This is a genomic window from Pseudomonas sp. BB438, from assembly GCF_057180225.1.
On record NZ_CM170001.1, the window covers coordinates 419386 to 433562 of the forward strand.

Annotated in this window: 16 protein-coding genes; 3 read left to right on the forward strand and 13 right to left on the reverse strand. The window is 65.8% G+C overall.

Annotated elements, in window-relative coordinates:
- The first annotated feature begins 42 nt into the window (after nt 1-42).
- A complete protein-coding gene (trmB, locus tag AC1ZV1_RS02030; RefSeq protein ID WP_484297484.1) occupies nt 43-714 on the forward strand; it encodes a tRNA (guanosine(46)-N7)-methyltransferase TrmB in 672 nt (223 codons plus the stop codon).
- A gap of 167 nt (nt 715-881) precedes the next feature.
- The gene (locus tag AC1ZV1_RS02035; protein WP_484295316.1) at nt 882-2228 is read left to right on the forward strand and encodes a DUF1329 domain-containing protein; all 1347 of its coding nucleotides are present in this window, start codon (nt 882-884) and stop codon (nt 2226-2228) included.
- 71 nt (nt 2229-2299) lie between these two features.
- Here the strand turns inward: AC1ZV1_RS02035 and AC1ZV1_RS02040 are convergent, their stop codons facing one another.
- From AC1ZV1_RS02040 to AC1ZV1_RS02100, 13 genes are all read right to left on the reverse strand, one after another.
- The gene (locus AC1ZV1_RS02040; RefSeq protein ID WP_017520105.1) at nt 2300-2554 is read right to left on the reverse strand and encodes a hypothetical protein; all 255 of its coding nucleotides are present in this window, start codon (nt 2552-2554) and stop codon (nt 2300-2302) included.
- A 44-nt stretch (nt 2555-2598) separates the two neighbouring features.
- Nucleotides 2599-2922, reverse strand: a complete 324-nt coding sequence (locus AC1ZV1_RS02045) for a DUF3392 domain-containing protein (protein WP_017520106.1) — start codon at nt 2920-2922, stop codon at nt 2599-2601.
- A gap of 84 nt (nt 2923-3006) precedes the next feature.
- Nucleotides 3007-4194 carry a radical SAM family heme chaperone HemW gene (gene hemW, locus AC1ZV1_RS02050; RefSeq protein ID WP_484295317.1) on the reverse strand — a complete coding sequence of 396 codons (1188 nt, stop codon included), beginning with the start codon at nt 4192-4194 and terminating at the stop codon, nt 3007-3009.
- Nucleotides 4191-4784, reverse strand: a complete 594-nt coding sequence (rdgB, locus tag AC1ZV1_RS02055; protein ID WP_484295318.1) for an RdgB/HAM1 family non-canonical purine NTP pyrophosphatase — start codon at nt 4782-4784, stop codon at nt 4191-4193. The genes hemW and rdgB overlap by 4 nt, the downstream gene beginning before the upstream one ends.
- Nucleotides 4781-5203, reverse strand: coding sequence for a DUF4426 domain-containing protein (locus tag AC1ZV1_RS02060; RefSeq protein WP_484295319.1), 423 nt, complete (start codon nt 5201-5203; stop codon nt 4781-4783). Before AC1ZV1_RS02060 ends, rdgB begins: the two co-directional genes overlap by 4 nt.
- A 34-nt stretch (nt 5204-5237) precedes the next feature.
- The gene (gene metW / locus AC1ZV1_RS02065; RefSeq protein ID WP_484295320.1) at nt 5238-5858 is read right to left on the reverse strand and encodes a methionine biosynthesis protein MetW; all 621 of its coding nucleotides are present in this window, start codon (nt 5856-5858) and stop codon (nt 5238-5240) included.
- 8 nt (nt 5859-5866) lie between these two features.
- Nucleotides 5867-7006 carry a homoserine O-succinyltransferase MetX gene (gene metX / locus AC1ZV1_RS02070; RefSeq protein WP_484295321.1) on the reverse strand — a complete coding sequence of 380 codons (1140 nt, stop codon included), beginning with the start codon at nt 7004-7006 and terminating at the stop codon, nt 5867-5869.
- Nucleotides 7007-7104: 98 nt separating this feature from the next.
- On the reverse strand, nt 7105-9072 hold the full coding sequence (locus tag AC1ZV1_RS02075; RefSeq protein ID WP_484295322.1) for a dynamin family protein: 1968 nt from the start codon (nt 9070-9072) through the stop codon (nt 7105-7107).
- 118 nt (nt 9073-9190) lie between these two features.
- A complete protein-coding gene (locus tag AC1ZV1_RS02080) occupies nt 9191-9481 on the reverse strand; it encodes a DUF167 domain-containing protein (protein ID WP_484295323.1) in 291 nt (96 codons plus the stop codon).
- 6 nt (nt 9482-9487) lie between these two features.
- The gene (locus tag AC1ZV1_RS02085; protein WP_045212986.1) at nt 9488-10081 is read right to left on the reverse strand and encodes a YggT family protein; all 594 of its coding nucleotides are present in this window, start codon (nt 10079-10081) and stop codon (nt 9488-9490) included.
- 142 nt (nt 10082-10223) lie between these two features.
- Nucleotides 10224-11438 carry a hypothetical protein gene (locus AC1ZV1_RS02090; RefSeq protein ID WP_484295324.1) on the reverse strand — a complete coding sequence of 405 codons (1215 nt, stop codon included), beginning with the start codon at nt 11436-11438 and terminating at the stop codon, nt 10224-10226.
- A 5-nt stretch (nt 11439-11443) separates the two neighbouring features.
- Nucleotides 11444-12277, reverse strand: coding sequence for a pyrroline-5-carboxylate reductase (proC, locus tag AC1ZV1_RS02095; RefSeq protein WP_484295325.1), 834 nt, complete (start codon nt 12275-12277; stop codon nt 11444-11446).
- Between the two features lie 17 nt (nt 12278-12294).
- Nucleotides 12295-12984 carry a YggS family pyridoxal phosphate-dependent enzyme gene (locus tag AC1ZV1_RS02100; protein WP_484295326.1) on the reverse strand — a complete coding sequence of 230 codons (690 nt, stop codon included), beginning with the start codon at nt 12982-12984 and terminating at the stop codon, nt 12295-12297.
- 73 nt (nt 12985-13057) lie between these two features.
- Here AC1ZV1_RS02100 and pilT point away from each other — a divergent pair, with 73 nt between their 5' ends.
- Nucleotides 13058-14092 (forward strand): type IV pilus twitching motility protein PilT, encoded by a 1035-nt coding sequence (gene pilT, locus AC1ZV1_RS02105; RefSeq protein WP_484295327.1) that lies wholly within the window; start codon nt 13058-13060, stop codon nt 14090-14092.
- The last annotated feature ends 85 nt before the right edge of the window (nt 14093-14177 follow it).

A 14177-nucleotide genomic window follows, 5' to 3' on the forward strand; every position in this document is an offset into this window, starting at 1 on the left:
GAGAATCAGCCCGAAAACCAGCCCGACACCGACAACCGTCCGATGCGCGCCATCAAGAGCTTCGTGATGCGTGCCGGTCGCATGACCGAAGGCCAGCAGCGCGGCCTCGATCAGGGCTGGCCGAAGTTCGGCCTGGAGCTGGCCGACGGCGCACGTGACTTCGACCAGGTGTTCGGTCGCCAGGCGCCGCGCACCTTCGAGATCGGTTTCGGCATGGGCCACGCTACCCTGGAGATGGCGGCTGCCGCGCCGGATCAGGACTTCATTGGCGTGGAAGTGCACCGTCCCGGCGTCGGGGCGCTGCTCAATGGCATGCTGACCCAGGATCTCACCAACATTCGCGTCTACAGCTGCGATGCCATCGAAGTACTGCGTGACTGCGTGGCCGATGCCAGCCTCGACCGCTTGCTGCTGTTCTTTCCGGACCCGTGGCACAAGTCGCGCCACCACAAGCGTCGCATCGTGCAGCCGGCCTGGGCCGAGCTGGTGCGGCAGAAGCTGAAGGTGGGCGGCGTGCTGCACATGGCCACCGACTGGGAACCTTATGCCGAGCACATGCTGGAAGTGATGAATGCCGCACCCGGCTATCGCAACCTTTCGGCCGATAATACCTACGTGCCACGTCCGGAAGAGCGCCCGATCACCAAGTTCGAACGTCGCGGGGAGCGACTCGGGCATGGTGTCTGGGACCTGAAGTTCGAGCGCGTCGACTGATGTACCGAAAGGCCTGCACAGCAGGCCTTTTTCACGGATGTACACCCTATAGACCGGGATCACCCGGCAGGCCTCCCGGGCCACCCTCACCTCCTGAATAAAAAGCGGCATCCGCCGCGGACGAAAATAAGAGTGATGGACAGGAGTCCGTCGCAAAGGAGTCTGCTGTGTTGAAGAAACTTGCTGTACTGCTGATGGCGGGTGCGTGGGCCCTGCCGGCGCAGGCGAAAGTCGATGCCACCGAGGCCGCTCGACTGGGCCGCGACCTGACGCCGATGGGGGCGGAAATGGCCGGCAACGCCAGTGGCACCATCCCCGCGTGGACCGGTGGCATCACCAGTGCCCCGGCGGGCTACCAGCCCGGCACCCATCACCTCGATCCGTACGCCGCCGATGCCGTGCAGTACAAGATCGACAGCAAGAACCTGGCGCAGTACCAGGCGCTGCTTACCCCCGGTACCCAGGCGCTGCTGCAGGAAAACCCGGACTACTACCTGCGCGTCTTCCCCAGTCGCCGCAGCGCTTCCCTGCCTCAGCGCATCTATGACGCCACCCGCTTCAATGCCGAACATGCCGAGCTGATCGCCGACGGCAATGGCGTGCAGGGCGCCGCTGCCGGCGTGCCGTTCCCGATCCCGAGGACCGGCCTGGAAGCCATCTGGAACCACATCATGCGCTACCGCGGCGAGCAGATTCACATGGTGACCAACCAGGCCGCCGTGCTCGCCAGCGGCAGCTACAACCTGCTCAAGCTCGACCGCTACGTGTACTTCAACTACGGCCGCGAGGGCATGACCCCGCAGGACCTGAACAACACGCTGTTCTACTACAAGTACAACATCGTCGCCCCGGCCAAGCTCGCCGGCTCCGCGCTGGTGGTGCAGGAGACCATCGACCAGGTGCTCTCGATCCGCAAGGCCTGGCGCTTCAACAGCGGTGAGCGCCGCGTGCGTCGTCTGCCGAGCCTGGCCTACGACACCCTGCAGCCGGACACAAACGGCCTGGCCACCGCCGACACCGTGGACGTCTACAACGGCGCGCCGGACCACTATGAGTGGCAGCTGCTGGGCAAGCGCGAGATGCTGGTGCCGTACAACAGCTACGCAGTGCACCAGAAGGGCATTCCCTACGCCGACATTCTCAAGACCAAGACCCTCAACCCCGAGCTGCTGCGCTACGAGTCGCACCGCGTCTGGGTGGTCGAGGCGACCCTGCGCAAGGGCATGGGTCATCCGTTCGCCAAGCGTCGCTTCTACCTGGATGAAGACAGCTGGCAGATCCTCGCTTCGGACATCTACAACGCCGACGGCAAGCTGATCCGCGCCCAGGAAGTGCACCCGATCAACTACTACGACGTGCCCATGGTGCTCAGCACCCTGGAAGCGCTGTACGACTTCGAAGGGGCGCGCTACTTCGTCGACGGCCTGGACAACAACGAGCCGATGTACGACTTCAAGGTCCCGCTGGGACCGCGCGACTTCACCCCGCAGGCCTTGCGCCGCGAGGGCAACTGAGTCCAGCAGAGGCCGCCGCGAGGCGGCCTTTGTCTATCCGCGTGAAAGACCAGCAGAAAGCAATCGGTGCGCTACTCGATCAACTCCGCTCCCAGCACGGTGGTTTCCGGCATGCGCATTGGCGCCGGGCTGATCTGCAGGTACTTGATGCTGGTGCGCGGGATGATCAGCAGGTCGCCGTCCACCTCGATGCTGATGACCGGCGATTCCATCTGTTTGCGGATGCCGCGGGCTACTTCGGCGGGGTCGTCGCTCTGTTGCGGGAAGCGCAGCGCCAGGCGCTGGCCATCGGAGAAGTGCAGGTAGAGATGCTTGATCGGCTTCATGTGTCCTCCGGCGGGTTGCTGGCCAACCGCCGGAGGAACGCAGGTCAGCTGCGGTCGGCGATCATGCCAATCACGAAGAACACTAGCAGCAGGACGGGGGCCAGGGTGTAGTTGTTGAAGTAACCCAGGCCCTTGGCCAGCCACGGGGTGACGAAGACCATCGCCAGACCGTAGCCGACGGCGCAGATCAGCACGAACAGCAGGGTGCGGAAGACGAAGTTCAGGCTGCCGATGCGTTGCTGTACCCAGGCGTTGATCGCCGGGCCGAACAGCACCAGCACCGTGGCCATGATCGCCAGGGCGATGTCGGACAGATGCCCGCGGCACCAGCGGGAGACGTTGGCAATCAGGTCGAGCGCGAAGTCCATTGGGGCTCCTTGGGATTCAGAGTCGCCGGGGAGTGTACACGCCGGGCGACGATGAAGTCGCCCGGCGCTGCTCGTGCCAGAGGCTCAGGGCAGGAAGCGCTGCAGCAGGTCATTGAGGAACAGCTGGCCGCGCTCGGTCGGTGCCAGCCGTTGCGGATCGTCCAGCAGCAGGCCGTCCTTGCGCGCCTGTCGGCAGGCTTCCTCGATGACGGTCAGCGGCAGGCCGGTGCGTTCGGCGAAGGTCGCCGCTGGGACACCTTCGGTCAGGCGCAGGGCATTCATCATGAACTCGAAGGGCAGGTCGTCCGGCTCAAGCTCGCGTTCACCGGCCTGGAACGGCTTGTTCGGGTTGAGGTAGTCCTTCGGCAGGCGGGTCTTCCAGCTGCGCAGGATGCGGCCTTCCGGCGTGCTCAGCTTGGCGTGGGCACCAGCGCCGATGCCGAGGAAATCGCCGAAGGTCCAGTAGTTCAGGTTGTGCCGCGCGCGCTTGCCGTCACGGGCGTAGGCCGAGGTTTCGTACTGGACGTAGCCTGCCTGCGCGAGCAGCGCCTGGCCGGCCTCCTGGATTTCCCACAGTTGGTCGTCCTCGGGCAGCTCTGGCGGCTGGCTCCAGAACACCGTGTTCGGCTCCATGGTCAACTGGTACCAGGACAGGTGTGTCGGCGCCAGGTCGATGGCCTGCTGAAGGTCCGAGAGCGCGTCGGCGACGCTCTGCTCGGGCAGACCGTGCATCAGGTCCAGGTTGAAGTTGTCGAAGCCGGCGCGGCGGGCCATCTCGGCCGCGCGCACGGCTTCGTCGCCGTCATGGATGCGGCCCAGCGCCTTGAGTTTCTCGGCCTGGAAGCTCTGGATGCCGATGGACAGCCGGTTGATGCCCAGCGCCCGGTAGTCGGCGAACTTGGCCTGTTCGAAGGTGCCGGGGTTGGCTTCCAGGGTGATCTCGATGTCGCGCTCGAAGCCGACTTGCTGCTCCAGACCTTCGAGGATGCGCCCCAGCGCCTTGGCGGAGAACAGGCTGGGCGTGCCGCCGCCGAAGAAGATCGAGGTCAGCTTGCGGCCATACACGTAGCCCTGATCTGCCGTCAGGTCGGCCAGCAGCGCTTCGACATAGGCGTCTTCGGGTAGCTCAGGGCCGGCGGCGTGGGAGTTGAAGTCGCAATAGGGGCATTTGCGCACGCACCAGGGGATGTGGACGTATGCGGACAGCGGTGGCAGGCGGAAGCAGGAAGCCACCGGCCCTGCGTCGAGCCCGTGGCTTCCTGCCTGGCTCATAGACCCAGCCGCTGCTTCAGCAGGGCCATCGCGCGGGCGCGGTGGCTGATCTGGTTCTTGCGCTCGGGCGGCAGCTCGGCGCTGGAGCACTCGGCTTCCGGCACCCAGAACAGCGGGTCGTAGCCGAAGCCATGTTCGCCGCGAGCTTCGCGCAGAATGCTGCCGTGCCAGAGGCCTTCGCAAAGAATCGGCAGCGGGTCATCGGCGTGGCGGACCAGGGCCAGCACGCTGACGAACTGGGCGCCGCGCTGCTCGTCCGGTACGTCCTTCAGGGCGTCCAGCAGCTTGGCGTTGTTCGCCGCGTCACCCTGGCCGTCGGCGTAGCGCGCGGAATAGATGCCCGGCGCGCCGCCGAGGCAGTCCACCGCCAGGCCGGAGTCGTCGGCCAGCGCCGGCAGGCCGGAGATGCGTGCGGCGTTGCGGGCCTTGAGGATGGCGTTTTCGACGAAGGACAGGCCGGTCTCTTCCGGCTCCACGTCACTGAACTCGCCGATGGAGCGCACCTTCACGTGGGCTCCGAGCATGGCCTGGAGTTCCTTGAGCTTGCCGGCGTTGTGACTGGCCAGCACCAGTTGTTCGAGCTTGATCATTCGTCAGGGAAGATTTCCTGCATGAAGTCGAAGCTTTGCGGGGCTTCGCTTCCGGACTGGACCTGGATGGAGAAGGTCAGGGTTTCGCGGCCTTCGATGGGGAACTGCGCCAGGTTGTAGACGGCGCCTTCCTCGACCACGCGCTTGAAGGTCAGGGGAATGGTCTGGCCCATCAGGTTCTTGGCGGAGCCGGCAACGGTGGCGTTGGCCGGTTTGCCGGTGGCGTCCAGTGGCACGATGTTGATCACGCCCTGGGCCTTGCTGCGCACCACGCCGACCGCTTGCGCGACATTGGGCTGGAGGAAGCTGGAGTTGAACACGCTGTAGTGCACCTGCAGGTCACCCAGGCGCTTCACCTGTTCGGCGAAGGCGGGCAGGGCGAGGACCAGGCAGGCGAGGACGGTAAGCAGGCGGCGCATGATGTTTCTCCCGGGCTCTATCAGGTAGCCGCGATCAGACGGCGATGCGGTGGTCTTGCACGCCAGCGCCGCTGATCCGGTAGATGCCGATCTCACCCAACAGATTAGGCCAGATTCGCGAGGCCCAGCCATGCTGGTGCTCGTGGTCTACCGCCAGGCGGTCGAGCACTTTCGCGTGCTGCTCGTGGCAGAGCGCCTCGAAGTCGCGGAAGGTGCAGAAGTGGATGTTCGGCGTGTTGTACCAAGTGTACGGAAGGAATTCCGACACCGGCATGCGGCCATTGCGCGCGAGGTACCAGCGGCAGCGCCAGTGACCGAAGTTGGGGAAGGTGATGATGCAGGTCTTGCCCACGCGTAGCATCTCCGCCAGCACCTTGTCCGGGTAGCGCAGGGCTTGCAGCGACTGGGTCATCACCACCACGTCGAAACTGTCGCTGGCGAAGTTGCCCAGGCCCTTGTCCAGGTCCTGCTCGATGACGTTGACGCCACGTTCGATGCATTTGGCGATCTTGTCCGGATCGATCTCCAGGCCATAGCCGCCGACGCGCTTGTGGTCGCGCAGCCAGGCGAGCAGCTCGCCGTCGCCGCAGCCCAGGTCGAGCACGCGGCTGCCGGCGGGGATCCAGTCTTGGATGATTTCCAGGTCGGCGCGCATGGTGATCCTTATACGCTGATGCGGTGCATGTAACCGCTGAAGGCTTGCAGGTAGCGTGGAATCGGCATCAGGAAGGCGTCATGGCCCTGCGGTGCATCGATTTCCAGGTAGCTGACATTCTTCTTCGCCGCCAGCAGCGCGTCGACGATCTCCCGCGAGCGCGCCGGTGAGAAGCGCCAGTCGGTGGTGAAGGACATCAGGCAGAAGTCCGCTTTCACCCCCGAGAGGGTGCGCGCCAGGTCGTCGCCATGGGCGGCGGCCGGGTCGAAGTAGTCCAGCGCCTTGGTCATCAGCAGGTAGGTGTTGGCGTCGAAGCGGGTGGAGAATTCCTCGCCCTGGTAGCGCAGGTAGCTCTCCACCTGGAACTCGACGCTGTGCAGGTCGTAGTTGAGCTTCTCCGACTTCATGTCGCGGCCGAACTTGGCGCCCATGGCGTCATCGGAGAGGTAGGTGATGTGCCCGACCATCCGCGCCAGGCGCAGGCCGCGCTTGGGAATGACGTCGTGTTCCTGGAAGTGGCCGCCGAAGAACTCCGGGTCCGAGAGGATGGCCTGGCGCGCGACTTCGTTGAAGGCGATGTTCTGCGCCGACAGCATGGGTGCGCTGGCGATGCACAGGCAATGGCGTACACGCTCGGGGTAGCTGATGGTCCACTGCAGCGCCTGCATGCCGCCCAGGCTGCCGCCAATCACCGCCGCCCATTGGGTGATGCCCAGGCGGTCGGCCAGGCGTGCCTGGCTGTGCACCCAGTCTTCCACGGTGACGACCGGGAAATCCGCGCCGTAGGTCTTGCCGGTGGCGGGATTGAGGCTGGTCGGCCCGGTGGAGCCGTTGCAGCCGCCCAGGTTGTTCAGCGCGACGACGAAGAACTTGCGGGTATCGATGGGCTTGCCCGGGCCGATGCAGCTGTCCCACCAGCCCGGCTTGCGTTCGTCTTCGCTGTGGTAGCCGGCGGCGTGGTGATGGCCGGAGAGGGCGTGGCAGATCAGCACGGCGTTGCTCGCCGTGGCGTTCAGCTCGCCGTAGGTCTCGATCACCAGCTGGTATTCGGGCAGCGTCTTGCCGCAGGCCAGGGGCAGCGGTTCGTTGAACTGCAGCGTCTGGGGAGAGACCAGACCGACGGAATCTTCGGGGAAGACTGTTGGCATCGACCCAGCTCATGAATAAAAAAGGACGGCCAGTCTAAAGAGCGCCGCCCCCTGCGGCAAGCGTGCTTGGAAGGGGTGGCGCGGGTGCGGCGCGGCTGTCAGGCGCGCTGAGAGGTGGGCAGGGTGACGACCTTGGCCTGGCGTTGCAGCGGTGCCGGGCGACGCAGCTGGCGGAGGATGTCGGTGGCCTCGGTGAGCTGCTGTTCCAGTTCCTCGGTATAGCGCCCCAGCAGCAGCGAGCGTTGTCGCGCCTGCTGGGTCTCCTGGGCCAGGGCCTTGAGGCGCAGCATGTGGGTTTCCAGCATCTGCTTGTGCTCCAGGCTGTACTGCATCAGTGGCATCAGCGCGTCGGCTGCCCATTGCTCGGCTTCTTCGCGCAGGCGCTGGTGCAGGCCGATGACTTCCTGGGCGACCGTGGCGAAGAAGCGCCGGGTCAGCAGGCGTTGCTCGGTGAGCAGGGTCTTCAGGTGCAGGCGGAAGCGGTCGGCCTTCTCCTGCAGCTTGGCGAGGTCACGCAGGTAGCGCTGGACACGGAACTGCGGAGCGTCCAGGGCGTTGAGCGGGTTTTCCTCGTTATGCCGCAGGTAGATGGCTGCGACCATGCGGTTGGCGGTTTCCGCTTCGTGGCCGAGGGCGACCAGGTCGCCTTCCACGGTGCGGAAGAACTGCAGGATGGCCTGGTGAATGCCGACCGTGGTCCAGCTGCCGCGCAGCTTGTCGTGGACTTTCTTCAGGTGCTGTTCCAGGCGCTCGGCGCGCACTGCTTCGCGCAACTGCTCGCCCTGGTGGCGCAGCAGGCGCTGGTTGGTCTTCAGGCTGAGCAGGCGCTTGTGGTGCAGGTTGTGGTCGTCCTTGGTCCGCGCAGTCAGCTCGAACAGCAACTGGCCGCTGTCCTGCTGCTGGTCGTTGAGCAGCGCCTGCTGCTCCTTCACCTTCTCCAGGCGCACGCGCAGGCTGTGCTGGCTGTTGTTGACCAGCGCCAGCACCTGGCCGACCACGGCGTCCTCGAGCAGGCGTTCCTTCTGCGCAACGATGCGCTCGCAGAGCAGTTCCTCCAGGGACTCCATCTGGCTGCGCACGAGCAACTCGCGATCGCCGCGCACCTTGGCCAGCAACGCCTGCTTGGCCGACAGCGGCAGCACGTCCTCGCGGGCAATGCCGAGCTGGCGCGCGGTGGTGTCCCGGATATGGCGGATGGCGTTCTGCACGAAGGTTTCGCCGGCCAGGTCGTCCCAGAGCACGTCGATCTTGTTCAGCACTGCATAAAGGGTGGTATGGCCGTCCTCGCCGAGCTGGCGCACGTGGTCCTGCCAGATCGCCATGTCGGAGGCGGTGACGCCGGTGTCGGCGGCCAGCAGGAAGAGGATCGACTGCGCGCTGGGCAGCATCGACAGGGTCAGTTCCGGCTCGCTGCCGAGGGCGTTCAGGCCGGGGGTGTCGAGGATGCGCAGGCCCTGGCGCAGCAGCGGGTGGTCGAAGTTGACCAGCGCGTGGCGCCACGCCGGCACCAGCACGATACCGGGCTTGTCGGTGGCCTCGAGCATGTCCGGGTGGAAGCCCAGCTGGATCGCCTGTTCCACCGGCAACGGTTTGGTCTTGGCGACCTGGGCGAAGGCTTCGGCCATGTTCGCCGGGTCGGACGTGTCCAGCGGGATATTCACCCAGTGCCGCGGGATGCGCTTGAACTGTGCCACGCTGGCGTCGGCGACGCGGGTCTCGATGGGCAGCAGGCGGATGTACGGGCGCTCCGAGCGCGGGTCGAAGAACAGCTCGGTAGGGCACATGGTGGTGCGCCCGGCCTGGGACGGCAGCATGCGGCGGCCATAGTCGGAGAAGAACAGGCTGTTGATCAGCTCGGTCTTGCCGCGCGAGTACTCGCCCACGAAGGCCAGGGTGATGTGGTCGACGCGGAGCAGGCGCAGGGTGCGCTCGAGGCGGTTCTCGATGTCCGGGGTATTCAGCCGGGCGCGCTCCAGCCAGCTGCGATAGCGGGTGATCTCGCGGACCAGCTCGCGCTTCCAGGTGACGTAGGCATCGATCTGCTGACTGAGACGTTCCATGCTCATCCGGGCGTTCCTTGGGCTGGCGCGTCCTGCGCGGGGAATGGATGGCGTGGATTATGCGACGGCGTGAAGGAATAGCAATTGGCCTACAGCACATTCCTACGCGTAAGGTCGGCCAAGGTTACCGAGCGGCTATCTCCAGCTCTGTCGGGAATTTCGTCGGATGGGGAATGCGCACGCGCTTCTGGCGGTTCAGTTCGCCGCTTTCCAGCTTCACGGCGCTTTTCGGTACGCCGAAGGCCTTGCCGAGGAACGCCAGTAGGTGGGCGTTGGCCTTGCCTTCGACCGGTGGCGCAGTCAGGCGGATCTTCAGGCGCTCACCGTGCAGCCCGGCGAACTCGTCGCGGCTCGCCTTGGGCTGCAGGTGGCAGTCGAGGATCAGGTCCTCGCCGTCCCAGTGGTAGAACGGCATGGCCAGTTACATGAAGGGCGAAAGGATCTGTGGCATCCCGGTCATGGCTGCCAGGTTGCCAATCACCAGCATGTCGATCAGCTTCAGCGCGATGAACGCGAAGATCGGCGAGATATCCAGCCCGCCGAGATTCGGCAGCAGCTTGCGGAAGGGCGCCAGGAAGGGCTCGCAGATCTGGTTCACCAGCTGGGCGCCGGGGTTGTAGCTGCCGGGGGCGACCCAGGAGAGGATCACGCTGATGATCAGGGCGAAGAAGAATATCTTCAGGAACAGCGAGGTCACCGCAATGATCGACCACACCAGCAGTTGCAGGATGTAGCCGCCGACGCCGTAGCCCATCAGGGTCAGGGTCACGACCATCAGCACCAGTTGAATCAGGATCGCCAGCACCAGCGAGGCGAAGTCGATGCCACCGAAGCCGGGGATGACGCGACGCAATGGGTTCAGCAGCGGCTTGGTGGCGCGCACGATGAACTGGCTGAGCGGGTTATAGAAGTCGGCGCGGACCAGTTGCAGGATGAAGCGCAGCAGCACGATCAGCAGGTACAGGCTGCCAAGTGTCTGGATCACATAGATGGCGGCTGTGGAAAGTCCGGTCATTGGGCGGTCCTTGGTGAACGTTGGGTCCCGGCGCGCAGGGCCGGGCGAATCGGGCGGTCGGTCAACGACGGCGCTGTAACGCCATACTGTAGGGAATTCATCGTCGCCGGTCGCGTGTAAGTGTGTTTCGTCGCGTGCAATTTCAACCCCGCTTGGCCATCAGGTCGGGGCCGTTGCACGCCGGATCGGCGGTGCGGCCGAGGCCGAGCAGGGTGAAGCCGTTGGATTCCTGGCGAATGCTGGCATAACGCTGATTGCCCTCGGCCAGGGGCTGCGGGCTGTCCAGTTCGATGTCTACCTGAAAACGCTTGGGGTCTGCCCTGCAGCCGCGTACGGCGGTGTAGGCCAGGGTGACGCCGGTGCGCCTGTTCAGGCCGATCAGTTCCTCGCGGGCCGCGAGGGCGGTGTCTGCGCCGGCGGGGTCCGCCCAGGCGCGGGCGAGGTCGGCGTCCACCCGCAGCCATTCATCGACGAAGCCGCGGCCATTGGACGCGGCGGGCTGAACACGCTGGAAGGCGTCACCGTCCTGGCGGTAGCGGAAGATGCCGGGGCGGGTCAGCAGGTCGCCGTCCAGGCTGCCGACTTCGGCGCGCCACTCGAAGCCGTCTGGGCGTGCCTTGAGCTTCACTTCGTGATCGTCGCGCACGTAGTCGTGTTCGTTGTGCAGCAGGGTGCGTTGGGCCTGATCGACCGTGGCCGGGCGTACCACGTCCAGCGCGAGGTGGCTCCAGCGCGAGGTGCACCAGGGGGTGCCGTGCATCAGCGCGATGTCGCCGTTGGACAGGCGCTCGTACAGGTACAGGTCGCCGTAGGCGCCGGCGATATCCTGGTAAGGGCCGCTCTGCCAGTCCAGCGCGCGAACCCAAGCGTCGCCTTCACGGCGGTAGCCGCGCAGGACATTGTCGGTGCCGCAGGGAATGGCGAAACCACCGCTGACCAGCAGCAGCGGGGTCGGGCTGTCGCTGCGGCTGACGACGATCTCGTTCTGGTCGGGCGGCGACATGTCGCTGTCGCTGACCGGCTTCGGCGCGGGCAGCAGGCGCTGGCGCAGGTCAGCCTGCAGGGCCTCGAGGTCCGGCGTGGCCGGAGCGCAGGCGAGATGAGCGTCGAAGGCGTTGGCCAGCGTCTGCTTATAGTGCTCGATGGCCTGGCTGAGCGCTGGCGAGACCGTGTTGTCCGCCTCGTCGTCGAAGCCGCTGGCCATGGCCTGTTGCATGGCCAGATAGGCGGTGCGGGCCGCCTCGTCGATGGCTGGGGCCGCCGGGCATTGCGCCGCCTGGGCGGCGGCGCTGGCCAGCAGGAAGCAGATGGCAAGGGGCAGTGCGACCGTCCCTGGTCGCGCAGTGGTGTGGGGCATTGCGATCAGCGGCCCAGTTGTTCGGCCAGCTCGGCGGAGCGGTGGTCGGCGGCGCCGACCGCCTTCTCCACCAGCGCCTCGAAGCCGTTGGCCTGGAAGGTGGTGATGGCGGCTTCGGTGGTGCCCTTGGGCGACGTCACGCGGCGGCGCAGCTCGGCCGGGTCGACATCACTGGTGGTGGCCATCTGCGCGGCGCCCAGCGCGGTCTGGCGGGCCAGCTGGCCGGCGACTTCGCGGGACAGGCCGAGCTTCTCGCCAGCGGCAGTCATGGCTTCCATCAGCAGGAAGAAATACGCCGGGCCGCTGCCGGAGACGGCGGTGACCGCGTCGATCTGGCGCTCCTCGTCCAGCCACAGGGCGATGCCGACGGCGCTCAGCAACTGCTGCGCCTGCTCGCGCTGGGCGGCGCTGACGCTGGCGTTGGGATACAGGCCGCTGGCGCCCAGGCCGACCAGCGCCGGGGTGTTGGGCATGCAGCGGACGATGGCGCGCGGCCGGCCGTTCACCTCGCCCAGCCAGCGTTCCAGGCTGGCGCAGGGGATGCCGGCGGCAATGGAGACGATCAGCGCGTTTTCCGACAGTGCCGGCGCCAGCGCCAGGCAGACGTCCTTCATGACCTGCGGCTTGACCGCCAGGACCACCACATCGGCGCCAGCCACGGCGCTGGCGTTCTCGCCGACCACGTCGATGCCATGCTCGGCGGCGATCTTCGCGCGCTGCTCGGCGCCCGGGTCGCTGGCGCGGATGTCGCTCGCAGCGACGCCCTTGGCGCGCAGGCCACCGATGAGACTGGCGGCCATGTTGCCGGCGCCGATGAAGGCAATGCGGGTGCTGCTCATGGAGTCTCTTCCTTTATTCAGTGCGAGGCGCCGTAGTCGCGGGCGCCGAACAGGGCGGTACCGATCCGCACCCAGGTGGCGCCTTCGCCGATGGCGGCTTCGAGGTCATGGCTCATGCCCATGGACAGGGTGTCCAGGCCGAGATTCAGGGCGTGCATCAATTCGCGCAGGCGAGCGAAGGCGGCGTGCTGCGCGGCAACGTCGTCGGTTGGCTCGGGAATCGCCATCAGGCCCCGCAGCTTCAGGTGGGGCAACTGCGTCACCGCGTGGGCGAGGGCAGGCAGTTCGGCAGGGGAACAGCCGGACTTGCTGTCCTCGCCGCTGACGTTCACCTGCAGTAGCACGTTCAGCGGCGGCAGGTTCGCCGGGCGCTGTTCGGAAAGCCGCTGGGCGACCTTCAGACGGTCCACCGAGTGAACCCAGTCGAAGTGCTCGGCGATGGGCCGGGTCTTGTTGGACTGGATGGGACCGATGAAATGCCAGGTCAGCGGCAGGTCCGCGAGCTCGACCTGCTTAAGCAGCGCTTCCTGCAGGTAGTTCTCGCCGAAATCGGCCAGGCCTTCGGCATACGCTTCGCGGATGGCGGCGGCGGGTTTCGTCTTGCTCACGGCAAGCAACTGAACCGAGCCAGGCGTGCGATTTTTCGCTTGTTCCGCCTCACGGATTCGTACGCGAACCTTTGCAATATTCTCTGCTATCGTGGACATTACCGTCGCTTTTCCGCCCGGCTGCTGCGTGTTCTGCGGCATTCTACCTGCTTGCTCTTGATTGGGGAGTCCCATGGATATTACCGAGCTGCTCGCCTTCAGCGCCAAGCAGGGCGCTTCGGACCTGCACCTCTCGGCCGGCCTGCCGCCGATGATCCGCGTCGACGGCGATGTGCGCCGCATCAACCTGCCACCGCTCGAGCACAAGCAGGTTCACGCGCTGATCTACGACATCATGAACGACAAGCAGCGCAAGGATTACGAAGAATTCCTGGAAACCGACTTCTCCTTCGAAGTCCCTGGCGTGGCGCGCTTCCGGGTCAACGCCTTCAACCAGAACCGCGGTGCCGGCGCCGTGTTCCGGACCATTCCCTCCAAGGTGCTGACCATGGAAGACCTGGGGATGGGCGAAGTCTTCAAGCGCGTCTCCGACGTGCCGCGCGGCCTGGTGCTGGTTACCGGCCCGACCGGTTCGGGCAAGTCCACCTCGCTGGCGGCGATGCTCGACTACCTGAACAACACCAAGTACAGCCACATCCTCACCGTCGAAGACCCGATCGAATTCGTCCACGAATCGAAGAAGTGCCTGGTCAACCAGCGCGAGGTGCACCGTGACACCCTGGGCTTCAACGAGGCCCTGCGCTCGGCCCTGCGTGAAGACCCGGACATCATCCTGGTGGGCGAGATGCGCGACCTGGAGACCATCCGCCTGGCGCTGACCGCCGCGGAAACCGGTCACCTGGTCTTCGGCACCCTGCACACCACCTCCGCGGCCAAGACCATCGACCGTATCGTCGACGTGTTCCCCGCCGAAGAGAAATCCATGGTCCGTTCCATGCTCTCCGAGTCCCTGCAGGCAGTGATTTCCCAGACCCTGCTGAAGAAGATCGGCGGCGGTCGTGTCGCGGCCCACGAGATCATGATCGGCACCCCGGCCATCCGTAACCTGATCCGCGAGGACAAGGTCGCGCAGATGTACTCCGCGATCCAGACCGGCGGCGCGCTGGGCATGCAGACCCTCGACATGTGCCTCAAGGGCCTGGTCGCCAAGGGCCTGGTGACCCGCGACGCGGCGAAGGAAAAAGCCAAGATCCCGGAAAACTTCTAATCCCACCGGGCCCCTTGCGGCCCGGCGCACGGAGCGCGCCACACGCACTCGCTTCGTGATCCGACAGCCCCGTCGTAGTCAGCGT

Excerpts from the sequence above, each read along its gene's own strand:
- trmB (WP_484297484.1), top strand. The coding sequence starts at position 43 with ATGCGCGCCATCAAGAGCTTCGTGATGCGTGCCGGTCGCATGACCGAA.
- AC1ZV1_RS02040 (WP_017520105.1), bottom strand. The coding sequence starts at position 2,554 with ATGAAGCCGATCAAGCATCTCTACCTGCACTTCTCCGATGGCCAGCGC.
- AC1ZV1_RS02045 (WP_017520106.1), bottom strand. The coding sequence starts at position 2,922 with ATGGACTTCGCGCTCGACCTGATTGCCAACGTCTCCCGCTGGTGCCGC.
- hemW (WP_484295317.1), bottom strand. The coding sequence starts at position 4,194 with ATGAGCCAGGCAGGAAGCCACGGGCTCGACGCAGGGCCGGTGGCTTCC.
- rdgB (WP_484295318.1), bottom strand. The coding sequence starts at position 4,784 with ATGATCAAGCTCGAACAACTGGTGCTGGCCAGTCACAACGCCGGCAAG.
- AC1ZV1_RS02060 (WP_484295319.1), bottom strand. The coding sequence starts at position 5,203 with ATGCGCCGCCTGCTTACCGTCCTCGCCTGCCTGGTCCTCGCCCTGCCC.
- metW (WP_484295320.1), bottom strand. The coding sequence starts at position 5,858 with ATGCGCGCCGACCTGGAAATCATCCAAGACTGGATCCCCGCCGGCAGC.
- metX (WP_484295321.1), bottom strand. The coding sequence starts at position 7,006 with ATGCCAACAGTCTTCCCCGAAGATTCCGTCGGTCTGGTCTCTCCCCAG.
- AC1ZV1_RS02075 (WP_484295322.1), bottom strand. The coding sequence starts at position 9,072 with ATGAGCATGGAACGTCTCAGTCAGCAGATCGATGCCTACGTCACCTGG.
- AC1ZV1_RS02080 (WP_484295323.1), bottom strand. The coding sequence starts at position 9,481 with ATGCCGTTCTACCACTGGGACGGCGAGGACCTGATCCTCGACTGCCAC.
- AC1ZV1_RS02085 (WP_045212986.1), bottom strand. The coding sequence starts at position 10,081 with ATGACCGGACTTTCCACAGCCGCCATCTATGTGATCCAGACACTTGGC.
- AC1ZV1_RS02090 (WP_484295324.1), bottom strand. The coding sequence starts at position 11,438 with ATGCCCCACACCACTGCGCGACCAGGGACGGTCGCACTGCCCCTTGCC.
- proC (WP_484295325.1), bottom strand. The coding sequence starts at position 12,277 with ATGAGCAGCACCCGCATTGCCTTCATCGGCGCCGGCAACATGGCCGCC.
- AC1ZV1_RS02100 (WP_484295326.1), bottom strand. The coding sequence starts at position 12,984 with ATGTCCACGATAGCAGAGAATATTGCAAAGGTTCGCGTACGAATCCGT.
- pilT (WP_484295327.1), top strand. The coding sequence starts at position 13,058 with ATGGATATTACCGAGCTGCTCGCCTTCAGCGCCAAGCAGGGCGCTTCG.